The organism is Pseudomonas sp. PDM18 (assembly GCF_014852585.1).
In the GTDB taxonomy this organism is placed as follows: domain Bacteria; phylum Pseudomonadota; class Gammaproteobacteria; order Pseudomonadales; family Pseudomonadaceae; genus Pseudomonas.
On sequence record NZ_JACVBX010000025.1, the window covers coordinates 1 to 25,177 of the forward strand.

Consider the following 25,177-nt stretch of genomic DNA (forward strand, 5'->3'; position numbering starts at 1 on the left):
CCGATGGATTCCTTATCGGCGCTTGTCGTGAGCGCGTGGGTGGGGGAAGTCTCCTACCGTCTGGCTTGCAGAAGCGGGTCTTGTCCCTCCACCCCCGACAGGTTCCTACCCTAACGCCATACAAGCGAGTTGGCTCGCGTACCCATTGCCGCGCAGGAGTTCCCTTAGCCCCTGCGGGCCTACCGTACGTAGGCGAGCAGGCGGAGGTAGAGCTCCGCCATCTCCGCCGAGAATGGCACCAGCACCAGTTCCCTCAACGAACTCCCCTCCCCGCGTGGCCGACGCAGCTCGTCCACTGCGACCTGCGCCGCCGGCTCGGCGGGATAGCCGTAGATGCCGGTGCTGATAGCGGGAAAGGCGACGCTGGCGAGGCCCTTGTCCTCGGCCAATTGCAGGCTATTGCGGTAGCACTGGGCGAGCAGCTCCGGCTCGCCATGCTCACCCCCGCGCCAGACCGGCCCGACGGTGTGGATGACGAAGCGCGCCGGGAGGCGAAAGCCTGCGGTGAGCTTCGCCTGGCCGGTCTTGCAGCCACCGAGCGGGCGGCAGGCGTGGACCAGGTCCGGTCCGGCAGCCCGGTGGATGGCGCCGTCGACGCCCCCGCCACCCAGCAGCGAGCTGTTGGCAGCGTTGACGATGGCATCGACATCGAGACGGGTGATATCGCCCTGCCAGACGCGGATTTCGGGATGACTCATGGTGCTTGCTCCCTTGGCCTGCGACGGCGGGCTCGCCGTCACTTGACCTCTTGCGGGGTCTGCTCGCCCATGCAGCGCACGGCGCGCTTGCGGCCGTCGACCAGCACGCCGGTCAGCCCCTTCTGGCTCATGTCGAACATCACCAGCACGCCGTCGATGCACTGCGCTTGCTGGTCGGCCGGGTCCAGGGAGAGCTTGGTGTCCTGGCCGGGGATGCTTTTGAGCATGGTGAACTGTGTCAGCTCCAGTGCGTCCTCGGGCTTGGCGAAGTGCAGGTAGCCGTAGTACCAGAGCGTGCCGACCGAGACGAAGATGGTGGCGATGACGGTGAGGATATAGGGGATCGGGTTGCGCTCGTTCATGGGTTGCCTTGTTGTTTCGGGTCTGCCTGCGATGCCTGCGGCTTCGCCGGAGAAGGATAGTTCGGGACTTCAGCCAGGCGACGCAGACCGGTGAAGTGCTGCGGATCGTCGAGGAAGCGCAGCATCACTTCGCGCCACACGGGTTCGCCGAAGGTTTCCACGTGGTTGCCGCGCGTCAGCTGGAAGACCTTGGGCGGCTGCTTGGCCTTGTAGAGGTTCAGGCCGTTGGCCAGGGGCACAATGGTATCGTCGATGCTGTGGAAGAGCAGCACGGGTGCGCCAGAAAGTCGCGGCATGGAGCGGATCGCGCTGTCGCCGTCGGGCACCAGCCAGGACAACGGAACCTGCAGCGGCCAGGTCAACCAGCTGGTGGAAAGCGTGTATCGCGCCACGTCGCGGTAGCTGGCCGGAACACCATCGAGCACCACCGCGTGCAATTGCTTCTGCCGCTCCGGGTGCAGGCCCAGGTAGTGCACGGCCATGGCGCCGCCCAGGCTCTGGCCGAGCAGGATCACCGGCTTGCCCTGCACTTCCGGCGCCTTGTCCAGCCAGGCGAAGGCAGCATCGATATCCTGGTAGATCGCCGGCAGGCTCGGTTCACCCTCGGAATGCCCGTAGCCGCGGTAATCCACCATCAGCACCTGGTAGCCCTGCTCCGGCAGCCAGTAGGCGCCGCCCAAGTGCCACGCCATGTTGCCGCCGTTGCCGTGCAAGTGCAGCACGGTGCCCTTCACCGGAACGCCCGCCTTCGCTGGCAGCCACCAGCCGGCGAGCTTCACGCCATCGGCAGTGGTCAGGGTGACGTCGCGGTAGTCGAGCTTGGCCCGAGCCGGGGTGATGGCGACATCGTCGCTGGGGTAGAACAGCAGGGAGCTGCAACCGCCGAGTGTGAAAAGCAGCGTGAGAGCGGCGGCCTTGAAGCAACGGATCATCGGCAAGTCATCCTTGGAAACTGACCTGTAGGAGCGCCCCATGGGCGCGATCGCAGGCATGGCCCGCTTACTACACGGTGACCGACTGGTTAGAGGATATTGGCGTAATCCGCCTCGATGCGGTCGAGGCTGAGGTGGTTGAGGAAGTTGGAGAAGCACATCCACGCCGAGAGCGCGTTGAGATCGCGGAACTGCGGCGGCAGGTACTTGGGCGGCACTACCAGGCCCTCGTCCACCAACTGGCGCAGGGTGCGCATGTCTTCCAGGGTGGCCTTGCCGCAGAACAGCAGCGGGATCTGCTCCAGCTTGCCCTTGCGCACGGCGAGCTGGATGTAGTTGTAGATCAGGATGAAGCCCTTTAGGTACGACAGGTCCTTGGTGAACGGCAGGCCGACCGGGGTCGAGCCACGGAACACGCGGCTGGCGTTCTGGTAGCTGCTCTCCACGCTGTAGTTCTGCTCGCGGTAGAAGTGGAACACCTCGAGGAAGTCTGCGCCCTCTTCGGCCATGTGGATGGCGCGGGTGCGGTTGGTGAGCTTGCGCAGGCGCGTCGGGTAGGAGGCGAAGGCGATCACTTCCATCAGGATCGCCAGGCCTTCCTGGGTCACGGTGGAGGACGGCGGCCCCTTGGCGAGGAAGGTGCAGATCGGCTGGTTGAGGCCATTGAGCGTGGTGCCGACGTGCACCAGGCCTTCGTGGACTTCCAGCGCGCGCACGTCGCGCTCGTTGAACATGGCGTCGGCGCGCACCTTGATGTAGTCGGCGCCAGCCGCGGCGTCGGCGACGATGCCGTCGGACTCGAAGACGCGGATGGTGTCTTCCTTGCCGTCGAACACCTTGTTCAGGCGCTCCTGTAGCATCTTCACCGCGTCGCTGGCGGTGAGGGTCTTGGGTTCGTCCTTGAGATCGCCACGGTCGGCGATGTTATTCAGGTAGTCCGACAGCATCAAGCCCAGGTCGGCCAGGGTCGGGTCGCCGGCATGAAAGGCGTCGGAGGCCGAGCCGTAGAGCTCTTGGGAGATCAGACCAAAGTCCTGGGTGCCGCGCGCTTCGAGCATGCGGATGACCATGCGGTATTCCTTGCACATGCGCCGCATGATCTGCCCGACCGGGTTGAATTGGCCCAGGTGGCGGGTGATGTCGCGCTCGATGTTCTGGAATTCCTGCTTCTTCGCACTGCTGTCGAAGGACAGCGGGCGGCCGTCATAGTAGACGCGGTCGACCTTGGGCGCGTGCTTGCCGCGGCCCTTGAGGAAATCGTCGCGAATGCCGTCATCCCACTTGATGGCGTCGAGCACGCGGATCGGCGTCTGCGCCTCGACGATGCGGTCGGACAGGCCGCGGATGATCTGCTGGTACTCGTTGGGCGTGGACCTCTTGCGCCGTGGGGTCATTGCTTTTCTCCCGGGGTCACGCGCGAAAAGCGCAGCGCTTCGATGAACACGTCGGAGTTGGCCGGATCGTTGAGGTAGGCGATCACCTCGGGCAACTGGCTGCTCACCAGCGCGCCGGCACCCTGTTCGGTGTCGACCTTCTCGCCCTTGAGCGTGCCTTCCTTCATGTCCTGCAGGATGTGCTCGACATCCAGGTTATAGATCACCAGTTCGTCCTTGTCGGTGATCTCGAAGCCGGCCAGGGCGAAGTTACCGCCCATGCTTTTCGGCAAACCGGCCGACAGGTACCAGCGCTTGCCGTGGTGGGCGACGGTGAAGCCGAAGTCCTCGACGCTATCGGTGTTGTCCTTGCTATCGACGTAGCTCAGAGCGCGGTAGAGGTTGGAGCCGGAGCGGGTGACTTCGAGGAACTGCTCCTCGCCGTACTCGTCCACACGCGACCACTGGCCCAGCAGGTGAGCCGGCGCGGGCTCGTTGGCCGGAATCGGGTCCTTGAACGTCACCAGACAGCCACTGAGCAGGCCGATGCTCAACAGCAGCAGTGCACGCCAGACTTTCATCACGCCCTCCTTAGATCCGTATGCCCTCCCATGCGACAGGCGCGGGCACTCGGAATTCCGACACGAAAACCCCGCCGGATGGCGGGGTTGGAATGCAGCAGCCGGGGCTACAGGCCCATCACCAGGTCGAGATAGCGGCTAAGGATGGCACGCATTTCCTCGATCTGCAGGTGGTCAGCCCCGTCCAGCAGGCCCTGATACTCCATCTGCAGGATGATGGCCGTCAACACCCGGGCATCCTGCTCGGGCTGCTTTGAACCGAGCACTTCGAAGAAATGCACCACGCCCAGGGAAAGAATCCGCCGATGGCGCTGCGCCAGATCGCTGAGGCTGGGGTTGAGCAACGCCTCCTGGCGGAACGCCTGTTCGGCCAGCAGGTGCTCGCGGCGCTCGTTTAGCTGGACCATGACGTACTGGATCGCCAGTTCGACGATATTGGCGGTCAGCTCCCGGCGCGCCTGCGGGTCGTCCTGCCCGAGGCCGGCAGCCATGGCCTGGAGGTCGCCTTCCACGCTGGTCCAGAAGGTCGACAGCGCTTCGGCGCTGCGTTCAACGAAGAGCGCGAAGGTGTCGGTGATGAGGTCCTGGATGTCCTTGAAGTAGTAAGTGGTGGCCGATAGCGGCACACCGGCCTCGGCGGCCACGGCGCGGTGGCGCACAGCGCGGACGCCATCGCGCACGATGATCCGCAGCGCGGCGTCGAGAATCGCCTGGCGGCGTTGCTCGCTGCCCTGGCGGCTGGCCTTGCGGCCCTGGTATTTGACACTTTCTGCGATGGCGCTGGCGACTTGCGCGGCGCTGTCTCGCGGGGAAACTTGGGTCACTGGCATTACCTCCGGCGGCGCGACCTGATGGCTCATTGTTCGAGCTTTTCTGTGGGAAAACAATTGCCGCCTTGCAGCTGCGACAGCGGCGCACAGAGCGGGCCTCGAGGCAGATCAGGCGGCTGGGAATCAGGCCTGGGAGTGAGACGTGCCACAGCGTGGCCGAGCCACGGCAGGAGGCGTGCATTTCGTCGGATGGTATACCGTCCGATTCTCCAGGAGCGAGCTTGCTCGCTCCTGGAGAATCTGTCAGCCGCAGAAATGAAAAAGGCCGCCCCGAGGGCGGCCTTTCTCTCCTGTTCCTGCGCTTACGCCTGCGGGCGCATGTGCGGGAAGAGGATGACGTCGCGGATCGACGGCGAGTTGGTCAGCAGCATCACCAGGCGGTCGATGCCGATGCCTTCGCCAGCGGTGGGCGGCATGCCGTATTCGAGCGCGTTGACGAAGTCGGCGTCGAAGTGCATCGCCTCGTCATCACCGGCGTCCTTCTCCTTGACCTGCAGCATGAAGCGCTCGGCCTGGTCTTCGGCGTCGTTGAGCTCGGAGTAGGCGTTGGCGATCTCGCGGCCACCAATGAACAGCTCGAAGCGGTCGGTGACGCTCGGGTCGTTGTCGTTGCGGCGCGCCAGCGGGGACACTTCGAACGGATACTGGGTAATGAAGTGCGGCTGCTCCAGCTTGTGCTCGACCAGTTCTTCGAAAATCATCACCTGCAGCTTGCCCAGGCCTTCGTGGCCGAGAACCTTTGCGCCGGCTTTCTTGGCGATGGCGCGGGCCTTCTCCAGGTCGGTCAGGTCAGCCGCGGTGAGTTCCGGGTTGTACTTGAGGATGGCGTCGAACACGGACAGACGGGCGAACGGTTCACCGAAGTGGAAGACCTTGTCGCCGTAGGGCACGTCGGTGCTGCCGAGCACGGCCTGGGCCAGCTCGCGGAACAGCTCCTCGGTCAGGTCCATGTTGTCTTCGTAGTCGGCGTAGGCCTGGTAGAACTCGAGCATGGTGAACTCGGGATTGTGCCGGGTCGAAACGCCTTCGTTACGGAAGTTGCGGTTGATCTCGAAGACCTTCTCGAAGCCACCGACCACCAGGCGCTTGAGGTACAGCTCCGGGGCGATACGCAGGAACATGGCCATGTCCAACGCGTTGTGGTGGGTTTCGAAGGGCTTGGCCGCCGCGCCGCCGGGGATGGTCTGCAACATCGGGGTTTCCACTTCGAGGAAGCCGCGATCGGAGAGGAACCGACGGATGTGGGCGATGACCTGCGAGCGCACGCGGAAGGTGTGGCGGGTTTCCTCGTTGACGATCAGGTCGACGTAGCGCTGGCGGTAGCGCTGCTCGGTGTCGGTCAGGCCGTGGTGCTTGTCCGGCAGCGGGCGCAGCGACTTGGTCAGCAGGCGCACGTTGGTCATCTCGACGTACAGGTCGCCCTTGCCCGAGCGGGCCAGGGTGCCTTCGGCGCCGATGATGTCGCCCAGGTCCCAGGTCTTGATCTCGGCCAGAGTCTCTTCGGGCAGCGTCTTGCGGTTCACGTAGACCTGCAGACGGCCGCTGCTGTCCTGCAGGACAATGAAGGAGCCGCGATTGAGCATGATGCGACCGGCAACCTTGACCGGGATGGCAGCTGCTTCCAGCTCTTCCTTGGTCGCGGTTTCGTACTGTTTCTGCAGGTCCGCGAAGTAGTTCTCGCGGCGGAAGTCGTTGGGGAAGGCGATGGCCTTGGCTTCACGCACGGCGGCAAGCTTTTCCTTGCGCTGGGCGATCAGCTTGTTTTCTTCCTGTTGCAGTTCGGTAGCGTCGAGTTGTTGGTCGCTCATGGTCGTCTATCTGCCTGGCGTCTTGATCAATAGGGGTTACTGGCGGGAGCGGGCCACGCGGCCCGTCCGCAGGGATGCTGTTACAGGCCTTGTTTCAGGCTGGCTTCCAGGTATTCATTGAGGTCACCGTCGAGCACCTTGTCGCAATCGCTGCGTTCCACGCCGGTACGCAGGTCCTTGATGCGCGACTGGTCGAGCACGTAGGAACGAATCTGGTGACCCCAGCCGATATCGGACTTGGTGTCTTCCAGCGCCTGCGAGGCGGCGGTGCGCTTCTGCATCTCCTGCTCGTACAACCGGGCCCGCAGCATCTTCATGGCGGTGTCCTTGTTGGCGTGCTGGGAGCGTTCGTTCTGGCACGCCACCACGGTGTTGGTCGGCACGTGGGTGATACGCACCGCGGAGTCGGTGGTGTTCACGTGCTGGCCGCCCGCGCCGGAGGAGCGGTAGGTGTCGATGCGCAGGTCGGCCGGGTTGATCTCGATCTCGATGTTGTCGTCGATTTCCGGCGACACGAACACCGCGGTGAACGAGGTGTGGCGACGGTTGCCGGAGTCGAACGGGCTCTTGCGCACCAGGCGGTGCACGCCGATCTCGGTGCGCAGCCAGCCAAAGGCGTATTCGCCCTTGATGTGCACGGTGGCGCCCTTGATGCCGGCGACTTCGCCCTCGGACAGCTCGACGATCTCGGCGTCGAAGCCATTCTTGTCCGCCCAGCGCAGGTACATGCGCAGCAGCATGTTGGCCCAGTCCTGGGCTTCGGTGCCGCCGGAGCCGGCCTGGATGTCCAGGTAGGCGTTGTTGGGGTCCATCTCGCCGCTGAACATGCGGCGGAACTCGAGCTTCTCGAGGATTTCGCGCAGGCGCTGGACTTCGGCTTCGACGTCGCCAACGGCGCCTTCGTCGTTTTCCTCGACTGCCATGTCGAGCAGGTCACGGGAGTCGGCCAAACCGCCGGTGAGCTCGTCGAGGGTCTCGACGATCTGCGCCAGCATGGCGCGCTCACGCCCCAGGTTCTGGGCGTACTCGGGCTTGTTCCAGACCGCCGGGTCTTCCAGTTCGCGGTTTACTTCGATCAGACGATCATGTTTCAGATCGTAGTCAAAGATACCCCCGAATCGAATGGGTACGGTCGGAGAGGTCCTTGATGCTGTTGAGGATCGGTTGGATTTCCATGGCGGGCATCTCTCACGGGTAAAGGGCGTAGAAAAGCCGGCAAGTATACGTGAACTGTGTCGCCCCTAAAAAGGTTTACGACAGATCGCCACCGCCCGCCCGGCGCCCTTCCCCGTTGGCTCAGCCGGCGATGGCCACCTGGTTGCGCCCACCATGCTTGGCGTTGTAGAGCGCCTGGTCGGCCAGTTCGATGAGCTGGCGGCAAGTCTGCCCGGCCTGGGGGATCAGGGTCGCCACGCCGATGCTGATGGTCAGCGACGAACCGGGTATCGGCAGCTCGTGGCGGATATTCAGATCCTGCACCAGGCGCCGCAGCTTCTCCGCCAACAGCCGCGCGCCGCCGGGCGAGGTGTTGGGCAGGACCATGACGAACTCCTCGCCGCCATAGCGCGCCGGCAGGTCCGAGGGGCGGCTGGCGCTGGCGCGGATCGCCCCGGCGACCTGGCGCAGCGCCTCGTCGCCCTGCACGTGGCCGAAGGTGTCGTTGTAGGCCTTGAAGTGGTCCACGTCGATCAACAGGATCGACAGCTGGGTCTGCTCGCGCAGGCAGCGGCGCCACTCCATTTCCAGGTACTCGTCGAAGTGCCGGCGGTTGGACAGCCCGGTGAGGCCGTCGGAGTTCATCAGCCGCTGCAGCACCAGGTTGGTTTCCAGCAGTTGCTGCTGGCTCTCGCGCAAAGCGCGGTAGGCCTCGTCGCGCTGCTGCAGTGCGAGGTAGGAGCGCGAGTGGTAGCGCACTCGCGCAATCAGCTCGATGGCATCGGGCAGCTTGACCAGATAATCGTTGGCGCCTGCGCTGAACGCCGCGCTCTTCACCGCCGGGTCCTCCTTGGTCGACAGTACGATGATCGGGAGGTCGCGGGTGGCCGGGTTGGCGCGGTACTCACGCACCAGCGAGAGACCGTCGGCGCCGGGCATCACCAGGTCCTGGAGGATCACCGTGGGCTTGATCTGGATCGCCAGGGCGATGGCCTGGTGGGGATCGGAGCAGAAGTGGAAGTCGATGCCAGGGGCGTCCGCCAGCGCGCGGCGCACGGCTTCACCGATCATTGGCTGGTCGTCCACCAGCAGCACCATGACTGCGGTATCGCCTGGGGTCGTCACGGGGTAGTCACTCTGGCTTGAGTTCATGGATATGGGGTTCATGCAATCAGCTCCGTAGCCCGCGCTCAGGCGCAGACCTCAGCGAGTCTGCGGGCGATATCGCCCAGGGGACGGATCTCCACCGCGGCGCCTATCGCCGCAGCGGCCTTGGGCATACCGTACACGGCACTGCTCTCCTGATCCTGGGCCAGGGTCAGGAAACCGCGCTCACGCATGTGTTTCAGGCCTTCGGCGCCGTCCCGGCCCATGCCGGTGAGCAGTACGCCGACGGCATCGCCGCTCCAGTGCTCGGCCACGCTGTCGAAGAACACGTCGATGGACGGCCGGTAAATGTGGCTGCTGGGCTCAGCGGTATAGGCCAGCTCGCCGCCCTTGAGCAGGCGGATATGGTGGTTGGTACCGGCCAGCAGCACGCAGCCCGGCTGCGGCGGCTCGCCGTTGCGCGCCAGGCGCACGGGAATCTTCGACTGGGTCGAGAGCCATTCGGCCATGCCGGCGGCGAAGACTTCGTCCACGTGCTGGACGACCACGATGGCGGCGGGGAAATCTTCCGGCAGGCGGGCGAACAGATCGGCCAACGCCGCCGGACCGCCGGCCGAGGAGCCGATGGCGATCAGCTTGCGCGCGCCGCTGCTCTTGCGCGCCGGCACTGCGCTGATGGCCGGGCGGCTGTCACGCGGGGCATTGAGCCACGCCAGGTTCTGCAGCTTGCGCAACAGCGGGCGGGCCGCTTCGGCGGCGTCGCCGGTGCCCATGACCGGGGTGTTCACCGCGTCCACCGCGCCATTGCCCATGGCGTCGAACACGCGGCTCATGTTGCGCTCCAGGTCCACCGTCACGACGATGATCGCACAGGGGCTCTGGGCCATGATCCGGCGGGTCGCCTCGACACCATCCATCACCGGCATCAGCAGATCCATGAGGATCACGTCGGGCTTGTGCGCGGCGCACATCTCCAGCGCCTCGGCGCCATTGGCGGCGACCCAGACGATACGGTGCGCCGGCTCCAGGGCCAGCGCCCGGCGCATCGCCTCCACCGCCAGGGGCATGTCGTTGACTATCCCTATCCTCACCCGTGCGCTCCTCCGATCAGGTCGACCACCGCGTCCAGCAGGGCCTCGTCATGGAAGCTGGCCTTGGCCAGATAATAGTCGGCGCCGGCATCCAGGCCGCGTCGACGGTCTTCTTCGCGGTCCTTGTAGGACACCACCATCACCGGCAGCGATTGCAGGCGGGTGTCGCGGCGGATCAGGGTCACCAGTTCGATGCCATCCATGCGCGGCATGTCGATGTCGGTGATGACCAGGTCGAAGTGCTCCGAGCGCAGGGCGTTCCAGCCGTCCATGCCGTCCACCGCCACCGCCACGTCGTAGCCGCGGCCCAGCAGCAGCTTGCGCTCCAGCTCGCGCACAGTGAGCGAGTCGTCCACCACCAGCACGCGCTTGCGCGCCGGGCCCAGGAGGCGGCCGGTGGGGTCGATGCGTTCCAGGCGGCCGGTGGCCAGCAGCTTCTCCACCGAGCGCAGCATGTCCTCGACGTCGAGGATCAGCACCGGCGTGCCGTCATCCAGCAGCGCGCCGGCGGAAACGTCCTGCACCTTGCCCAGCCGGGCATCCAGCGGCACCACCACCAGGGTGCGCTCGCCGATGAATTTCTCCACTGCCACGCCGTAGGCACTGTCCCGCTCGCGGATCACCACCACCGGTATTTCGTCCGTCGCGGCTTCGCCGTCGGGGCGCTGCAACAGCTGGCTGGCGGACACCAGGCCGACGTGCCGGCCCTCGTGCCAGAACTGCTGGCGGCCTTCGAGCTGGACGATTTCGTCCGGTGCCAGGCGGCGCATGCGTTCGATGTGCGCCAGCGGGAAGGCATAGGCCTCACCACCGATGGTGACGACCAGGCTGCGCACCACCGACAGCGTCAGCGGCACTTCCAGGTGGAAACGCGCGCCCTGCCCGCTTACCTGCTCCATGCGGATGCCACCGCGCAGCAGGCGAACCATGTGCTGCACGGCATCCAGGCCGACGCCGCGACCGGACACCTCGGTGACCTGCTCGCGCATGCTGAAGCCGGGCAGGAACAGGAAGCTCAGCAGCTCGTCCTCGGTGAGGCGCGCCACGGTTTCTTCGGTGGACAGCTGGCGGCGCACGATGGCCGTGCGCAGGCGGTCGAGATCGACGCCGCCGCCATCATCCTGCAGCTCCAGCACCAGCATGCCGGCATGGTGCCGGGCCAGCAGCTGGATGCTGCCCTCCTCCGGCTTGCCGTTGCGTGCGCGCACGTCGGCGGCTTCGATGCCATGGTCGACAGCGTTGCGCAGCAAATGGGTGAGCGGAGCCTCGAGCTTCTCGAGTACGTCACGGTCGACCTGGGTCGTGGCGCCTTGCACCTCCAGGCGCACGGTCTTGCCCAGCGAGCGGCCGAGGTCACGGACCATCCGCGCCTGCCCGGACAGCACGTCGGAGAACGGTCGCATACGGCAGGACAGCGCGGTGTCGTAGAGCGACTGGGCGCGCTGGCCGGCCTTGAAACTGAATTCGTCCAGCTCGGCGATCTGCTCGCTGAGCAGTTGCTGGCACTCGCCGACCAGACGGCGCGCGTCGGCCAGGTAGGCCTGCGCCTCGGCATCGAGATTGGCGGTACTTGCCGCATCGCGGGCGCCATCCAGCACGCGACTGGCGCTGGCCTGGATGCGCTTGAGGCGCTGCAGCGAATCGAGCAGCGGCTTCAGGCGCTGGGATTCCACCAGCGACTTGCTGGAATAGTCGAGCAACTGGTTCAGGCGCTCGGCGGTCACCCGCAACACGCGCTCGCCGGCTTCATCGCTGTCGCTGGAGCGACGACGGGGCGCAGGCTCGGCCGCAGCAGCGGGAGCGGAAGGCGGCGCAGGCGGTTCACTGACCACCGGAGCCGGTTCGACAGGGGCGGAAACGGGCGCTGCGGGCGCCTTTCCGGAAACCAGCGACTGCAGGCGCTCGACCATGGCCGGCACGCCCTGCTGGGCCTGCTCGGCGCGCTCGGGCTGGGCATCGGCGATGTGCAGGAGGATATCGGTGCCGGCCAGCAACGCGTCGATATGCCCGGAGGTCAGCAGCAGGCGGCCCTCCTGGGCGCCGACCAGGCAATCCTCCATCACATGGGCGACCTGTACGCCGGCATCCAGCCCGACGATCCGTGCCGCGCCCTTGAGCGAGTGCGCAGCGCGCATGCAGGCTTCAAGCTGGTCGGCCTGGGTCGGGTTGCGCTCCAGCGTCATCAAGCCCTGCACCAGCACCTGCGTCTGGGCCTCCGCCTCCAGGCGGAACAGCTCCAGCATCGACGCGTCCTTCATCTGGTCCGGGGTCATGCGAGGCTCCGGGTGGCGGCGTCGAGCAGGGCTTGCTGGTCGAGCAGGCGGATGCTGCGGGTGCGCCACTGCATCACTCCACGGGTGAAGCGATCGTTGGCGGCGTGGCTCTGGGACGAGGCTTCGACGATGGCCTTCTCGTCCAGCTCATGAATGCCTTCGACCTCGTCTACCGGAGAGATGATCGGCCCGCCAACCGCCGCCAGGATCAGCATGCGCGGCACGATGCGAGCGGAGTCGCGGGCGGCCGCGCGGCTGTCGAGGCCGAGCAGTTCGCCGAGGGAAATGCAGGCCACCAGCGTGCCGCGCACGTTGGCCACGCCCAGCAGCGCGGGCGAGCGCTGGTGTGGCAGGGAATGCACCATGCAGGCCGGAGCGACCTCGGCCAGGGCACGGGTGGGCAGGCCCAGCCACTCATCGCCAAGGCGGAAGATCAGGTGCGGGCGGCCATCCTCGGCAGCCGCTTCGGCGACTTCGACGGGCGCCAGGTGCGTGCCTTCGCTGCCCAGCGCGTAGCGGTCCAGCAGGCTGATGGCCGCAGCGGCGTGCACCGGGCAGTTGCGGCAATGGACGTACTCGGCCAGCTTCGGGCAGCTGCGGTCGCCGCGTACGCCGATGCGGTTCCAGCAGTCGTCCACTGCCGGCAGGTCACCGTCAAATGACGAGTAGCCAGGTTCAACCATTGCGCTTCACTCCTCGCGCAGCGCGCTCCTGCAAACGGCGGGCGCCGGCTGCGTCGCCCTGGGCCGCGAGCAGCGCAGCCAGGTGTTGCAGGCTTTCCTGGTGATCGGGTTGCAGGTACAGGGCCTTGCGGTAGTAAGCCTGGGCCTCGCTGCCTTGCCCCTGTGCATCAGCCAGCAGGCCGAGCCAGTAGAAGACTTCAGCGTCCGGGCCCTGCTCCGCCAGCAGCGTCTCGCAGCGTTGGCGCGCTTCGGCGGCCTGTCCGGAGTTGGCGAGCCGGGCGATCTCCGCCAGCGCGTTGCCGGCAGGGGCGTCGGGCAGTTGCTCCGGCTGGCTCAGTGGGCGCGGGCGAACCGGCGCGGGCTTGGGCGGAGCTGGGCGTGGAATCGGCGGCGGAGCCGTCCAGTTCAGCGGCGCCGCACGAGGCGCCGGCTCGGCATTCTGCAAGGGGAAGGCGAAGGATTGCGGCACGCCCAGCGGACGCAGGCCGATGCGCGACATCAGGCTTGCCTCGGCCGGCCCGATGAACAGCACGCCGTCGGGCCGCGCCAGCCGGCGCAGCACGTCCACCACCTGCTCCTGGGTCGGGCGGTCGAAATAGATCAGCAGGTTGCGGCAGAACACGTAGTCATAGGGCGCTTCGCTGGCCAGCAGGCCCGGCGCGAGCAGGTTGCCGACGCGCAAACGAACCTTTTTCCGCACCGCCTCGGCCAGTTGGTAGTCATTGCCGTCGGCGCTGAAATAACGGTCACGGAATGCCAGGCTAGCGCCACGGAACGAGTTGCGCCCGTAGCGCCCCTCCTCCGCCCGCTCCAGCACCGCACGACTGACGTCCAGCGCGTCGACCTGGAAGGCGGCCGGCGCGAGCCCCGCATCCAGCAGCGCCATGACGATGGAGTACGGCTCCTCGCCGGTGGAGCAAGGCAGGCTGAGGATGCGCAGCGGCCGGGCGCCGGCCAGCTCCAGTACGCGCCGGGATGCGAGCTCCGCCAACGCGCCGAAAGATTCGGGGTAACGGAAGAACCAGGTTTCGGGGACTATCACCGCCTCGATCAGCGCCTGCATTTCCTCGGCGGAGCCTTGCAGTTGCATCCAGTAATGCTCGGCGTTGCCAGCGCTGACCTTGTTGCAGCGCTGGCGCACGGCGCGCTCGATCACGGCGTCGCCGACCGACTCGGCATCCAGGCCGATACGCTCCTTGAGCAATTGGGCGAAACGCGGATCGGTCATGCCGGCGCTCCTCCCGCGTCCTGCAGAAGGCGCGCGCGGGCTTCATCGCTGAGCAACTGGTCGACGCCCACGCGCTGCAGCAGGCCCTGCTCGTCTTCCAGCACAGGGCCGAGGTAGCGGGCGCTGCCGTTGTCGAGTTCGTAGTCACGGAAGGCTGCAGGATCACGGCGCAGGGTGTGGGTCGCCTGTTCGAGAATCAACCCAAGCCGCTGCTCCGGGCCCTCGCCTACGGCGCGGTAACGCACCAGCACCAGGCGCGTGCTGGTGCGACGCGGCGCGCTGTGCCCAAAGGCCAGTTGGTTCATGTCCAGCACCGGCAGCAGTTCGCCGCTGTGCGGGTACAGCCCTGCGACCCAGGCTGGCGCTTGCGGCACTCGCTTGAGCGCAGGCACCGGCAGCACCACGATGACGTCGTGGACGTCCAGCGCATAGCGATCCGCGCCCAGGCGGAACTGCAGGTAAAGCCTGCCCGCCGCGGCGGCGTCAGACCTTGAAGCGGGAGACGCCATTGCGCAGTCCGTTGGCCACGAGGTTCAGCTCGTCGATGGCGAAGCTCGCCTGGCGCAGGGATTCCACGGTCTGGCCGGTGGCCTCGCCGAGCTGCACCAGCGCCTGGTTGATCTGCTCGGCGCCGGTGGCCTGGGCCTGCATGCCTTCGTTGACCATCTGCACACGCGGCGCCAGCGCCTGCACCTGCTGGATGATCTGCGAGAGCTGCTCGCCGACCTGGCCGACTTCCGAGATGCCGCGACGCACCTCCTCGGAGAACTTGTCCATGCCCATCACGCCGGCGGACACAGCGGACTGGATCTCGCGGACCATCTGCTCGATGTCGTAGGTGGCCACGGCGGTCTGGTCGGCCAGGCGGCGCACTTCGGTGGCGACCACGGCGAAACCGCGGCCGTACTCGCCGGCCTTCTCCGCCTCGATGGCGGCGTTGAGCGAGAGCAGGTTGGTCTGGTCGGCCACCTTGACGATGGTGGTCACCACCTGGTTGATGTTGCCGGCGCGCTCGTTGAGGATCGCCAACTTTGCGTTGACCAACTCGGCCGCCCCCATCACGTGATGCATGGTTTCTTCCATGCGCGCCAGGCCCAGTTGGCCGGAGCCGGCCAGGGTGGAGGTCTGCTCGGCGGCCGAGGACACCTCGGTCATGGTGCGCACCAGGTCGCGGGAGGTGGCGGCGATTTCCCGCGAGGTGGCGCCGATCTCGGTGGTGGTGGCGGCGGTTTCGGTTGCCGTGGCCTGCTGCTGCTTGGAGGTGGCGGCAATCTCGGTCACCGAGGTAGTAACCTGGATGGCCGAGCGCTGCGCCTGCGATACCAGGCCCTTGAGCTCTTCGGCCATGCCGTTGAAGCCGGTCTCGATCACCGCGAATTCGTCGTTGCGCTCCATCGCCAGGCGCGTGGTGAAGTCGCCGCTACCCATGATCTGCAGGCCTTTCACGACCTGGCGCACCGGCTCGGTGATGGCGCGCATCAGCAGCAGCCCGCAAACCGCTGCGGCGACGATGGCCAGTAACAGAGAAATGAGCATGATCGCCTTGGCAGTAGCCACCTCGTCGACGATGTCGGACGCTGCGGCATCGGCGATTTCCTTGTTCAGTGAGATCAGCTGGTTGAGCGTCTTGCGGCCGTCTTCCCACAACGGCTCCAGGCGTTCCAGCAGCAGGCGCCGCGCGCCGTCACGGTCAGTGCCGTAGAGCTGCAGCACCTGCGCCAGCAAGGTGTCGTACTGGCTCGCCTGCTGCTTGAAGTGAGCGAGCATTTCCTTATCGCGGGGGTCATTGACGGTGAGCTCGTAACGAGCGATGCGCTCGACCAGTGCGTCATGGTTGGCGCGGAATTCCTGGCGACGGGCATCGTCCAGAGGCTTGCCATCACTCAGGCCGACCAGCACCTGGGCCATCAGGATGCTGTCGGTCCATGCCGAACGCACAGTGGTCAGCGCGTAGGTGCCGGGCATGGCGTCCTGACTCACCCGCTGGGTGCTGTGCTCCACCCGCAGCAGGCGCGTGTAGGAAATCACCACCATCAGCAGCATGATCGCGACGACGACGGCAAAGCTGGCCAGGATGCGTTGGCGTAGAGTCCAATTCTTCACAGCGTTCCCCAGAAGATGTGTGGCGTGCCGACGGATGATGGATTCGGGCGGACAATCGCGCGAATGTAAATTCCTACTAAATCGTCAGCAAGATAGGACATATAGTATCTGTAGACGCCTGAAGCTCCTCTCTTTATTCCAAATTTTTAGTACGACGGTTCCTCTCATTCTGACCGCCCCTACTCGCCGTTTCGCCCATACCCGATGTTGAGCCTCTCTCTCGCCGCCCACGCCGGTCTCTTCCTCTCCGCCTTTGGCGCCGCCACCCTGCTGCCGCTGCAATCGGAAGCCGTGCTGGTCGGGCTGCTGCTGGGCGGGCAGTACGCGCTGTGGTCACTGCTGCTGGCGGCCAGCTTGGGTAACGTGCTCGGCTCTTTGGCGAACTGGCTGCTGGGCCGCGGACTGGAGCGCTGGCGCGGCAAGTGCTGGTTCCCCGTGAGCGATGCGGCGTTGGAGAAGGCCCAGCGCCATTACCGGCGCCTTGGCAGCTGGTCGCTGCTGCTGAGTTGGGCGCCGGTGATTGGCGACCCGCTGACACTGATCGCCGGCGTCATGCGCGAGCCGCTTTGGCGCTTCCTTCTGCTGGTCACCGTCGCCAAGGTCGGGCGTTACGCTGTGCTGGCCTGGCTCACGCTCGCCTGAATGAGCCCCATCTCAAAAGCGGACAGGTTTTTCGTCTGCTAGTCCTGTTTTGCCACTGCTGCGAAAAATTGGCGCCAAGTAATATCACAGCGCCATCACCGTGCATGGCAGGGCCCAAAGGCTCCACACATTGGATGAAGAAAAGGGAATTTCACGATGTTCAGAAGCATGAGTATTGGCCGCCGCGCGTCCCTGGGTTTCGCCGTCATGGGCCTGCTACTGGTGTTCCTCGGTCTGTTCTCGCTGTACAAGCTCTCGACCCTGCGCGCCGCTTCCGAAGAGATCGACAGCAACTGGCTGCTGAGCATCAACCACATGAACCAGCTGTCGGGCGACATCGCCCGCATCCGCCTGGAATCCATGCGCCTGCTGGTCAACCACGACAGCGCCGCCCGCGAACGCAGTCTGGGCCTGATCGCCGAAGCGCGGCAGGACAAGGACAAGGTGCTGGCCGACTATCGCCGGCTGATCCTCAGTGCCGAGGAGCAGCAGCGCACCGATGAACTGAAGCAGGCGCTGGACGGCTACCTCGGCTTCGTCGACCAACTGGTGGAGAAGGTTCGCCAGAACGACGACGAAGGCGCGCTGCACATCCTCAACGGCAGCATCGCCCAGCAGGGTGCCGAACTGAATAAGCGCCTCACCGCGCTGATCGACCTCAACCGCAATGGCGCATCAGCCGCCGCCGACCGCGCCGTGGAGCAGTTCCAGAGCGGCCGGCTGGTGGTCAGCGCGATCCTGCTGCTCAGCGTCGGTCTCACCCTGCTGCTGGCCTGGCAGCTCACCCGCAGCATCGTCGTGCCGCTCAACCAGGCGCTGCGCGTGGCCCAGACCATCGCCAGCGGCGACCTCAGCCAGCGCTTCACGGTCGAGGGCCGCGATGAGCCGGCCCAACTGCTCCATGCCCTGGCCGCCATGCAGAACAGCCTGCGCGAGACCATCCGCGGCATCGGCAACTCCGCCAGCCAACTGGCCTCGGCCGCCGAGGAAATGCACAGCGTGATGGAAGAAAGCAGCCGCGCGCTGCAGCAGCAGAGTGACCAGATCGAAATGGCCGCCACCGCCGTCAACCAGATGACCAGTGCCGTGGAGGAAGTCGCCAGCAACGCCGCTTCCACCTCCGCCGCTTCGCGCGAGGCCATCGACGCCGCACGCAGCGGCAGCGAGCGGGTCGACGAAACCTCCAACGCCATCGGGACCCTGGCCGGCGAAGTGGGCCAGGCCTCGCAGCAGGCGGAAGTCCTGGCCAACCAGGCGCAGGACATCGGCAAGGTGCTGGAGGTGATCCGCAGCGTGGCCGAGCAGACCAACCTGCTGGCGCTCAACGCCGCCATCGAAGCCGCCCGCGCCGGCGAGGCCGGGCGCGGCTTCGCTGTAGTCGCCGACGAAGTCCGCTCGCTGGCCCAGCGCACCCAGAGCTCGACCCGCGAGATCGAAGAGCTGGTCTCGGCCATCCAGAACGGCAGCGACCGCACCGTCACCGCCCTGCTCAGCAGCACCGCCCACGCCGAACGCACGGTCAGCCGCACCGGCGAGGCCGGCGCTTCGCTGCAGGTGATCCTGGAGCGCATGTCACTGATCAACGAGCGCAACCTGGTGATCGCCAGCGCCACCGAGGAACAGGCCCAGGTCGCCCGCGAAGTGGACCGCAACCTGCTGACCATCCGTGACCTGGCGACCCAGACCTCGGCCGGCGCCACCCAGACCAGCGCGGCGAGCCAGGAGCTGTCGCGCCTGGCCGTGGACCTCAACGGGATGGTGGCGCGCTTCGTGGTCTGACGGCGACCTGCCCTACTCCCGTTTCGCCAACTGCTTGGCGAAACGGGAAGGTTGGACGGGGAATTTTTCCGGCATTTTCCTATCCAATGGCCATCATGGAACGCCACAGGGTGGATAGATGAACGTATTGAAATTGTCGGCCGTGCTGGCCACCGCCGCGCTGTTGAGCGCCTGCGGAGGCAACGAGGCCAAGGTCTGCGGTTCGGACGACGTGAAGAACCAGCTGGTGAAGATCTTTCTCTCCGGCGCACTTTCCGCCCAGTCCGACGCGCTGAGCAAGGCCGAACTGAAGGACGTAGCCATCATCGACAAGGACCCGGACAGCGGCGTGCTGGAATGCGTCGGCACCTTGACCGTGCCGGTGGTCGGCCAGGTGGCCTCGGGCACCCTGAAATACCAGATCGCGCCGGCGGCCAAGTCCGAGCACGACTACCTGCTGCTGCTCGCCGACGGCCCACTGGCGAACGCCTTCGCCAAGCGCATCGAGGGGATGATCCCGCAGCAGTGAGGGTTATCCACAGGCAATAAAAAACCGGCCTACGTGGCCGGTTTTTTATTGGGCGATTGGATCGCGCGTCGAAGCAATCCGTGGGAGCGTCCCATGGGCCCGCTCCTACAGGTGAACGTGGGTGCCATGCGGTTCGCGAGCAAGCTCGCTCCTACGAAGAGCCCGCTTCTCCGATCCAGCCTTGGCTCTGTTTTTCTACGACTTCCAGAGAAACACCGGCGCACTCCGAACCGCCCCGTTCAGGAGGCCGAGTGGAAGTGGAGTTTCAGGGGTTGAGCGACATGGATGTCGCGAGAGCTGCGATGGGCCAGGGATGGCCCTTCGCAGCGTGCCCCTGAAACTTCGCTTCAACGAGGGAATTTTTCGCCTAAGCGAAAAACCGGATGTCCGGGGCAAGACTTTTTGGTTCCTTTTGTGAGGGCGGCTCTCCGACGTTTGACAAAAGGGACTCGCCGAGAGGCGAAACATGAAGTCCCAGCGCACGCCGAAGCGGCGCAGCCCCCGCCAAGCCAAGGCAGCGCCCTGCAACATCCGAGCAAAAGAAGCGTCGGCCCTGCCGACGGATCACCGGCATGGCACGTTCCTACAGGTGATATCGGCGCCGGCCTGTAGGAGTGCGCCATGCTCGCGACCCGCGGGCAGGACCCGCGACCACCGGCGGATGAAAGGGTCAGAACCCCTCCAGATCGATCAACTCCCCCTCGAAGCGAATCGACCCGCCCTCCTCGTTGGCCTCGCCACCCTGGATCTCCCCGTAATAGGAAAGCCCGTTCTCCAGCGTCACACAGACGTGGGTCGGCTCGTCCGGCGCGTCCAACTGGCCCTTGAAGCTCACCTCGATCACGCCCTCTTCCGGCGCGCTGAGGGTCACCGTCACGCGGGCGTTGTCCACCGCTTCGGCCTCGCGTCCCCAGTGCTCGGCGCTGACGGTCACGGTGGCGATTTCCTGTTTCATGCTCGACGACTCTCCAAAGGCTCCGGCGCCATGCGCGCCGGCTGATGGCGCCAAGGATACCGCGCCGCCGAAGCCGCCGAAACGGCGGTTTCTCCCGGCGACCGCCTGTCGCCTGCCTTTCCCGCACTCCCACGCACCACCCGCCACGGCTGGCTTTGGCCGCTCCGCCCCAAGGCAAATACGCCTTGCGCAAACCGTATTATGGTATACCATGATACCGAATCCCTTCCCCAACCCAGCCGAAGTCACAACTGGAGCGACCCATGAGTTTCGAGATTCGCAAGATCGTCACCTACAGCGAGCAGACCTTCATCGAAGCCGGCAAGGCCACCGACACCCCGGTGACCATGGTCGGCCTGGCCGTGGTGATCAAGAACCCGTGGGCCGGCCGCGGCTTCGTCGAAGACTTGAAGCCCGAGATCAAGGCCAACTGCTCCGAGCTGGGTGCGCTGATGGTCGAGCGCCTGACCGCCGCCATCGGTGGTGCTGACAAGATCCAGGCCTACGGCAAAGCCGCCGTGGTCGGCGCCGACGGCGAGATCGAGCACGCCTCTGCCGTCATCCACACCCTGCGTTTCGGCAACCACTACCGCCAGGCGGTGGACGCCAAGAGCTACCTGAGCTTCACCAACAAGCGCGGCGGCCCGGGCACCTCGATCCAGATCCCGATGATGCACAAGGAAGATGAAGGCCTGCGCTCGCACTACATCACCCTGGAAATGCAGATCGAAGACGCCCCGCGCGCCGACGAGATCGTCGTGGTACTGGGCGCCGCGGACGGTGGCCGTCTGCACCCGCGCATCGGCAACCGTTACATCGACCTGGAAGAACTGGCCGCCGAACAGGCTCAGTGATCCATACCGTGCAGGAGCGCTCCATGATTCGGCTCACCGCTGAACGCACACCGGCCGGCACCAGTTACCTGGCGACCGGCCAGGGCCACCCCGTGGTACTGATCCACGGCGTCGGCCTGAACAAGGAAATGTGGGGCGGCCAGATCGTCGGTCTGGCCCCGCATTTCCAGGTCATCGCCTATGACATGCTTGGCCATGGCGCGAGTCAGCTGCCGCAGCCGGACTGTGGGCTGGTCGGTTACGCCGACCAGCTGCGCGAGCTGCTCGACCACCTGGGCGTGACCAGTGCCACGGTCATCGGCTTCTCCATGGGTGGTCTGGTGGCGCGGGCCTTCGCCCTGCACTACCCCGAGCGCCTGGACGGCCTTGTGGTGTTGAACAGCGTGTTCAACCGCAGCGCCGAACAGCGCGCCGGCGTGATCGAGCGGACCCGCCAGGCCGCCGAACACGGCCCGGACGCCAACGCCGAGGCCGCCCTGTCGCGCTGGTTCAGCCGCGAGTACCAGGCCGCCAATCCGGCGCAGATCGCCGCGATCCGCCAGACCCTTGCCAGCAACGATCCGCAGGGCTATCTGACTACCTATACCCTGTTCGCCACGCAGGACATGTACCGCGTGGACGATCTGGGCAGCATCAAGGTGCCGACCCTGGTCGCCACCGGGGAGCTGGACCCGGGCTCGACGCCGAAGATGGCCACCGAGCTCGCCGAACGCATTCCGGGCGCCAAGGTGACGGTGCTCGACGAACAGCGCCACATGATGCCGGTGGAGTCGCCGCGGCTGGTCAACCAGATGCTGCTCGACTTCCTGCAACAGGCGCAGGTTTCCAAGAATCACGTACAGGGGAATGTCGCATGACCCTCGCACGCTTCCAGATGTTCATCGATGGCCAGTGGGTCGACGCTGTTTCCGGCAAGACCTTCGAGAGCCTCGACCCCGCCCGCGCGCAAGCCTGGGCCGAACTCCCCGATGCCGATGAAGCCGACGTCGAGCGCGCCGTGCAGGCCGCCCAGCGCGCCTTCAACGACCCGGCCTGGCGTGGCCTCACCGCCACTGCCCGCGGCAAGCTGCTGCGCCGACTGGGCGATCTGATCGCCGAGAACAAGGAACACCTGGCGCAGCTGGAAAGCCGCGACAACGGCAAGCTGATCCGCGAGACCCGCGGCCAGGTCGGCTACCTGCCGGAGTTCTTCCACTACACCGCGGGCCTTGCCGACAAGCTCGAAGGCGGCACCCTGCCGCTGGATAAGCCCGACCTGTTCGCCTACACCGTGCACGAGCCGCTGGGCGTGGTCGCCGGGATCATCCCGTGGAACAGCCCGCTGTACCTGACCGCGATCAAGCTGGCCCCGGCCCTGGCCGCCGGCAACACCATCGTGCTCAAGCCTTCCGAACACGCCTCGGCAACCATCCTCGAACTGGCCCGCCTGGCCACCGAAGCCGGCTTCCCGGCCGGGGTGGTCAACGTGGTCACCGGCTTCGGCCCGAGCACTGGCGCTGCGCTCACCCGCCACCCGCTGGTACGCAAGATCGCCTTCACCGGCGGCGCCGCCACCGCGCGCCACGTGGTGCGCAGCAGCGCGGAAAACTTCGCCAAGCTGTCGCTGGAGCTGGGTGGCAAGTCGCCCAACATCATCTTCGCCGACGCCGACCTCGACAGCGCCATCAACGGCGCCGTGGCCGGCATCTACGCCGCCTCCGGACAGAGCTGCGTCGCCGGTTCGCGCCTGCTGGTGCAGGACGAGATCTACGACGAGTTCGTCGCCCGCCTGGTGGAACGCGCCCAGCGCATCCGCATCGGCAACCCGCAGGACGAACAGAGCGAGATGGGCCCCATGGCCACCGCGCAGCAGCTCGCAGTGGTCGAAGGTCTGGTGGCCGACGCCCTGGCCGAAGGCGCCCGCCTGCGCCTGGGCGGCAAGCGTCCGTCGATCGACTCCGAGGGCTGGTTCTACGAGCCGACCCTGTTCGAGTGCGATAGCAACTCGATGAAGATCATGCAGGAAGAAGTCTTCGGCCCCGTGGCCTCGGTCATTCGTTTCAAGGACGAGGCGCAAGCGCTGGCGATGGCCAACGACTCCCAGTTCGGCCTCGCCGCCGGCATCTGGACCCGCGACCTGGGCCGCGCTCACCGCATGGCCCGTGGCGTTCGCAGCGGGATCATCTGGGTCAACACCTACCGCGCGGTGTCCGCCATGGCGCCCATCGGCGGCTTCCACAACAGCGGCTACGGCCGCGAGAGCGGCATCGATTCGGTGCTGGCCTACACCGAGCTGAAGACGGTGTGGATCAACCTCTCGCCAGCGCCCATGCCCGATCCCTTCGTGATGCGCTAAGAGGAGCGACGAGATGATCGAACCTGGCATCTACAAAGAAGTGATGGGCTCCTTCCCGTCCGGCGTCACCGTGGTCACTACCCTGGACGCCGACGGCAAGATCGTCGGCATCACCGCCAGCGCGTTCAGCGCGCTGTCGATCGACCCGGCGCTGGTGCTGTTCTGCCCCAACTACGAATCGGACACCTACCCGGTCCTGCGTGACAGCAAGCAGTTCGCCATCCACCTGCTGTGTTCCGACCAGCAGGCCGAGGCCTACGCCTTTGCCAAGAAGGGCCAGGACAAGGCCAAGGGCATCGAGTGGCGCCTGAGCGAGCTGGGCAACCCGCTGCTGACCAAAGCCACCGCGATCATCGAATGCGAGCTGTGGCGCGAGTACGACGGCGGTGATCACGCGATCATCGTCGGCGCGGTGAAGAACCTGATCCTGCCGGAGCAGGAGGTCACCCCGATGGTCTATCACCGCGGCAAGCTCGGCGCGCTGCCGGAGATAGCCAGCTGACGCTTTCCAAGGCCGCTCGCCATCACCCTCGGCAGCGGCCTTTTTTAATTCTACGTCCCCGCCGCCAGGCGGGGTTGCACCCTGTAGGAGCGCGCCCACAAGGCTTCTCTAAAAAGCGGCCCACTCCTACAGGGAGAGCGAGGAGTACGAGATGAGCAACGAGAAATACGAGAAAGGCCTGGCGATCCGCACCCAGGTGCTGGGCGAGGCCTACGTGAACAAGTCGATCCAGAACGCCGACGACTTCACCCGCCCGCTCCAGGAGATGGTCACCGAGTACTGCTGGGGCCACGTCTGGGGCCGGGACGGCTTATCGCTCAAGGAACGCAGCATGATAAACTTGGCGATGATTTCGGCACTCAACCGCCCCCACGAACTCAAGCTGCACGTGCGCGGCGCTCTGCGTAACGGGTTATCCCGCGAGCAGATCCGCGAGATCCTCCTGCAGGTCGGCATCTATTGCGGGGTTCCCGCGGCGGTGGACAGTTTCCGCCTCGCCCGCGAAGCCTTCGCCGAGGCCGACGCCGAGGAACGTGGTTGATTGCTGGCCCGACTTGACGATGGAGCGCCCGAAGGTGCTCCATCGTTCTTCCTATGGACAGCCAGAACACAGAGCGGACCCCATGAAACGCTTGCCACTCGACGATAGCTTCAAGGTCAATCGCAACCCCGTCACCCTGCGCGAAATCGTCCTCGACAAGCTGCGCGGCGCCATCCTCAACTTCCAGCTGCTGCCGGGCGACCGCCTGGTGGAGCGCGATCTGTGCGATCGCCTGGGCGTCAGCCGCACTTCGGTGCGCGAGGCCTTGCGCCACCTGGAGTCCGAGGGCCTGGTGGAGTTCGCCGATGCCAAGGGTCCGCGCGTCGCCATCATCACCCTGGAAGACGCGGTCGACATCTACGAGCTGCGCTGCGTGCTCGAAGGCCTGATCGTCCAGCTCTTCACCTTGAACGCCAAGGCCCGCGACATCCGCAACCTGGAGCGCGCGCTGGAAGAGAACCGCCAGGCGCTGGAAGACGGCGAGCTGCAGCAGGTGATCGAATCGGTGCAGGGCTTCTACGACGTGCTGCTCGAAGGCTCGGGCAACCGCACCGCCGCCACCCAGCTGCGCCAGCTGCAGGCGCGCATCAGCTACCTGCGGGCCACCTCCGTGTCCCAGGAAAACCGCCGCGCCGCCAGCAACCAGGAAATGGAGCGCATGGTCGAGGCGATCAAGAGCGGCGACCCGGTCGCGGCTCACCAGGCCTCGGTCGACCACGTCCGCGCCGCCGCCAAGGTCGCCCTGGACTACCTGCGCTCCAAGCAGGACGGCGCCGGCAACGTGCGCGACATCGCCACCCCCATCGCGCTCAAAGAGCCGCGCATAGGCCGCTGACG

General features: G+C 65.9%; 25 protein-coding genes. 9 read left to right on the forward strand and 16 right to left on the reverse strand.

The genetic code is table 11. From position 1 onward, the window contains the following. Positions 1-179 precede the first annotated feature (179 nt). The 15 genes from IB274_RS29020 to IB274_RS29090 form a co-directional block, all read right to left on the reverse strand. Entirely contained in the window at positions 180-698 is a 519-nt protein-coding gene (locus tag IB274_RS29020) for an O-acetyl-ADP-ribose deacetylase (RefSeq protein ID WP_192436225.1), read from the reverse strand. 38 nt (positions 699-736) lie between these two features. Continuing rightward, on the reverse strand, positions 737-1,060 hold the full coding sequence (locus IB274_RS29025; RefSeq protein ID WP_192436226.1) for a hypothetical protein: 324 nt from the start codon (positions 1,058-1,060) through the stop codon (positions 737-739). Beyond that, a complete protein-coding gene (locus IB274_RS29030) occupies positions 1,057-1,992 on the reverse strand; it encodes an alpha/beta hydrolase (RefSeq protein ID WP_192436227.1) in 936 nt (311 codons plus the stop codon). The genes IB274_RS29025 and IB274_RS29030 overlap by 4 nt, the downstream gene beginning before the upstream one ends. An 89-nt stretch (positions 1,993-2,081) precedes the next feature. Further along, complete coding sequence (locus IB274_RS29035) at positions 2,082-3,386, reverse strand: flavohemoglobin expression-modulating QEGLA motif protein (RefSeq protein ID WP_192436228.1); 1,305 nt, start codon at positions 3,384-3,386, stop codon at positions 2,082-2,084. Next, a complete protein-coding gene (locus tag IB274_RS29040) occupies positions 3,383-3,946 on the reverse strand; it encodes a hypothetical protein (protein ID WP_192436229.1) in 564 nt (187 codons plus the stop codon). The genes IB274_RS29035 and IB274_RS29040 overlap by 4 nt, the downstream gene beginning before the upstream one ends. 107 nt (positions 3,947-4,053) lie before the next feature. Further along, positions 4,054-4,770: a TetR/AcrR family transcriptional regulator gene (locus tag IB274_RS29045; protein WP_192436230.1), complete on the reverse strand. Its 717-nt coding sequence runs from the start codon at positions 4,768-4,770 to the stop codon at positions 4,054-4,056. A 308-nt stretch (positions 4,771-5,078) separates the two neighbouring features. Then, entirely contained in the window at positions 5,079-6,584 is a 1,506-nt protein-coding gene (gene lysS, locus IB274_RS29050) for a lysine--tRNA ligase (RefSeq protein WP_192436231.1), read from the reverse strand. An 80-nt stretch (positions 6,585-6,664) separates the two neighbouring features. After that, positions 6,665-7,760, reverse strand: a protein-coding gene (prfB, locus tag IB274_RS29055; RefSeq protein WP_100227314.1) for a peptide chain release factor 2 whose coding sequence is annotated in 2 segments (ribosomal slippage) — positions 6,665-7,687 and positions 7,689-7,760 — 1,095 coding nt in all. Because the reading frame shifts where the segments join, the coding sequence is not laid out codon by codon here. Positions 7,761-7,880: 120 nt separating this feature from the next. After that, positions 7,881-8,891 (reverse strand): response regulator, encoded by a 1,011-nt coding sequence (locus tag IB274_RS29060; RefSeq protein WP_192436249.1) that lies wholly within the window; start codon positions 8,889-8,891, stop codon positions 7,881-7,883. A gap of 38 nt (positions 8,892-8,929) precedes the next feature. Continuing rightward, the gene (locus tag IB274_RS29065) at positions 8,930-9,937 is read right to left on the reverse strand and encodes a chemotaxis response regulator protein-glutamate methylesterase (RefSeq protein WP_192436232.1); all 1,008 of its coding nucleotides are present in this window, start codon (positions 9,935-9,937) and stop codon (positions 8,930-8,932) included. Next, positions 9,934-12,210, reverse strand: coding sequence for a hybrid sensor histidine kinase/response regulator (locus tag IB274_RS29070; protein ID WP_192436233.1), 2,277 nt, complete (start codon positions 12,208-12,210; stop codon positions 9,934-9,936). The genes IB274_RS29065 and IB274_RS29070 overlap by 4 nt, the downstream gene beginning before the upstream one ends. Beyond that, positions 12,207-12,893: a chemotaxis protein CheW gene (locus IB274_RS29075; protein ID WP_192436234.1), complete on the reverse strand. Its 687-nt coding sequence runs from the start codon at positions 12,891-12,893 to the stop codon at positions 12,207-12,209. The genes IB274_RS29070 and IB274_RS29075 overlap by 4 nt, the downstream gene beginning before the upstream one ends. Beyond that, a complete protein-coding gene (locus tag IB274_RS29080) occupies positions 12,886-14,121 on the reverse strand; it encodes a CheR family methyltransferase (RefSeq protein ID WP_192436235.1) in 1,236 nt (411 codons plus the stop codon). Before IB274_RS29080 ends, IB274_RS29075 begins: the two co-directional genes overlap by 8 nt. Continuing rightward, the gene (locus IB274_RS29085; protein ID WP_192436236.1) at positions 14,118-14,630 is read right to left on the reverse strand and encodes a chemotaxis protein CheW; all 513 of its coding nucleotides are present in this window, start codon (positions 14,628-14,630) and stop codon (positions 14,118-14,120) included. Before IB274_RS29085 ends, IB274_RS29080 begins: the two co-directional genes overlap by 4 nt. Next, positions 14,605-16,224 carry a methyl-accepting chemotaxis protein gene (locus IB274_RS29090; protein ID WP_192436237.1) on the reverse strand — a complete coding sequence of 540 codons (1,620 nt, stop codon included), beginning with the start codon at positions 16,222-16,224 and terminating at the stop codon, positions 14,605-14,607. Before IB274_RS29090 ends, IB274_RS29085 begins: the two co-directional genes overlap by 26 nt. A 204-nt stretch (positions 16,225-16,428) precedes the next feature. Here IB274_RS29090 and IB274_RS29095 point away from each other — a divergent pair, with 204 nt between their 5' ends. The 3 genes from IB274_RS29095 (at position 16,429) to IB274_RS29105 (ending at position 19,153) form a co-directional block, all read left to right on the forward strand. Then, entirely contained in the window at positions 16,429-16,866 is a 438-nt protein-coding gene (locus IB274_RS29095) for a YqaA family protein (protein WP_192436238.1), read from the forward strand. A 156-nt stretch (positions 16,867-17,022) separates the two neighbouring features. Then, positions 17,023-18,645: a methyl-accepting chemotaxis protein gene (locus tag IB274_RS29100; protein ID WP_192436239.1), complete on the forward strand. Its 1,623-nt coding sequence runs from the start codon at positions 17,023-17,025 to the stop codon at positions 18,643-18,645. 118 nt (positions 18,646-18,763) lie between these two features. Next, the gene (locus IB274_RS29105) at positions 18,764-19,153 is read left to right on the forward strand and encodes a hypothetical protein (RefSeq protein WP_192436240.1); all 390 of its coding nucleotides are present in this window, start codon (positions 18,764-18,766) and stop codon (positions 19,151-19,153) included. Between the two features lie 670 nt (positions 19,154-19,823). Here IB274_RS29105 and IB274_RS29110 read toward each other — a convergent pair. Further along, on the reverse strand, positions 19,824-20,108 hold the full coding sequence (locus tag IB274_RS29110; RefSeq protein WP_192436241.1) for a hypothetical protein: 285 nt from the start codon (positions 20,106-20,108) through the stop codon (positions 19,824-19,826). A 263-nt stretch (positions 20,109-20,371) separates the two neighbouring features. Between IB274_RS29110 and IB274_RS29115 the strand changes: the two genes are divergently transcribed. The 6 genes from IB274_RS29115 to IB274_RS29140 all read left to right on the forward strand — a co-directional run bounded on the left by IB274_RS29115 (position 20,372) and on the right by IB274_RS29140 (position 25,175). Continuing rightward, the gene (locus IB274_RS29115; protein ID WP_192436242.1) at positions 20,372-20,962 is read left to right on the forward strand and encodes an amino acid synthesis family protein; all 591 of its coding nucleotides are present in this window, start codon (positions 20,372-20,374) and stop codon (positions 20,960-20,962) included. A 23-nt stretch (positions 20,963-20,985) separates the two neighbouring features. Continuing rightward, positions 20,986-21,819 (forward strand): alpha/beta fold hydrolase, encoded by an 834-nt coding sequence (locus IB274_RS29120; RefSeq protein ID WP_081517816.1) that lies wholly within the window; start codon positions 20,986-20,988, stop codon positions 21,817-21,819. Continuing rightward, positions 21,816-23,297, forward strand: coding sequence for an aldehyde dehydrogenase (locus tag IB274_RS29125; RefSeq protein WP_192289466.1), 1,482 nt, complete (start codon positions 21,816-21,818; stop codon positions 23,295-23,297). Before IB274_RS29120 ends, IB274_RS29125 begins: the two co-directional genes overlap by 4 nt. Before the next feature lie 13 nt (positions 23,298-23,310). Continuing rightward, complete coding sequence (locus tag IB274_RS29130) at positions 23,311-23,799, forward strand: flavin reductase family protein (RefSeq protein WP_081517814.1); 489 nt, start codon at positions 23,311-23,313, stop codon at positions 23,797-23,799. 151 nt (positions 23,800-23,950) lie between these two features. Continuing rightward, positions 23,951-24,340: a carboxymuconolactone decarboxylase family protein gene (locus tag IB274_RS29135; RefSeq protein ID WP_045209939.1), complete on the forward strand. Its 390-nt coding sequence runs from the start codon at positions 23,951-23,953 to the stop codon at positions 24,338-24,340. A gap of 82 nt (positions 24,341-24,422) precedes the next feature. After that, complete coding sequence (locus IB274_RS29140) at positions 24,423-25,175, forward strand: GntR family transcriptional regulator (protein WP_081517812.1); 753 nt, start codon at positions 24,423-24,425, stop codon at positions 25,173-25,175. Positions 25,176-25,177: the final 2 nt, after the last annotated feature.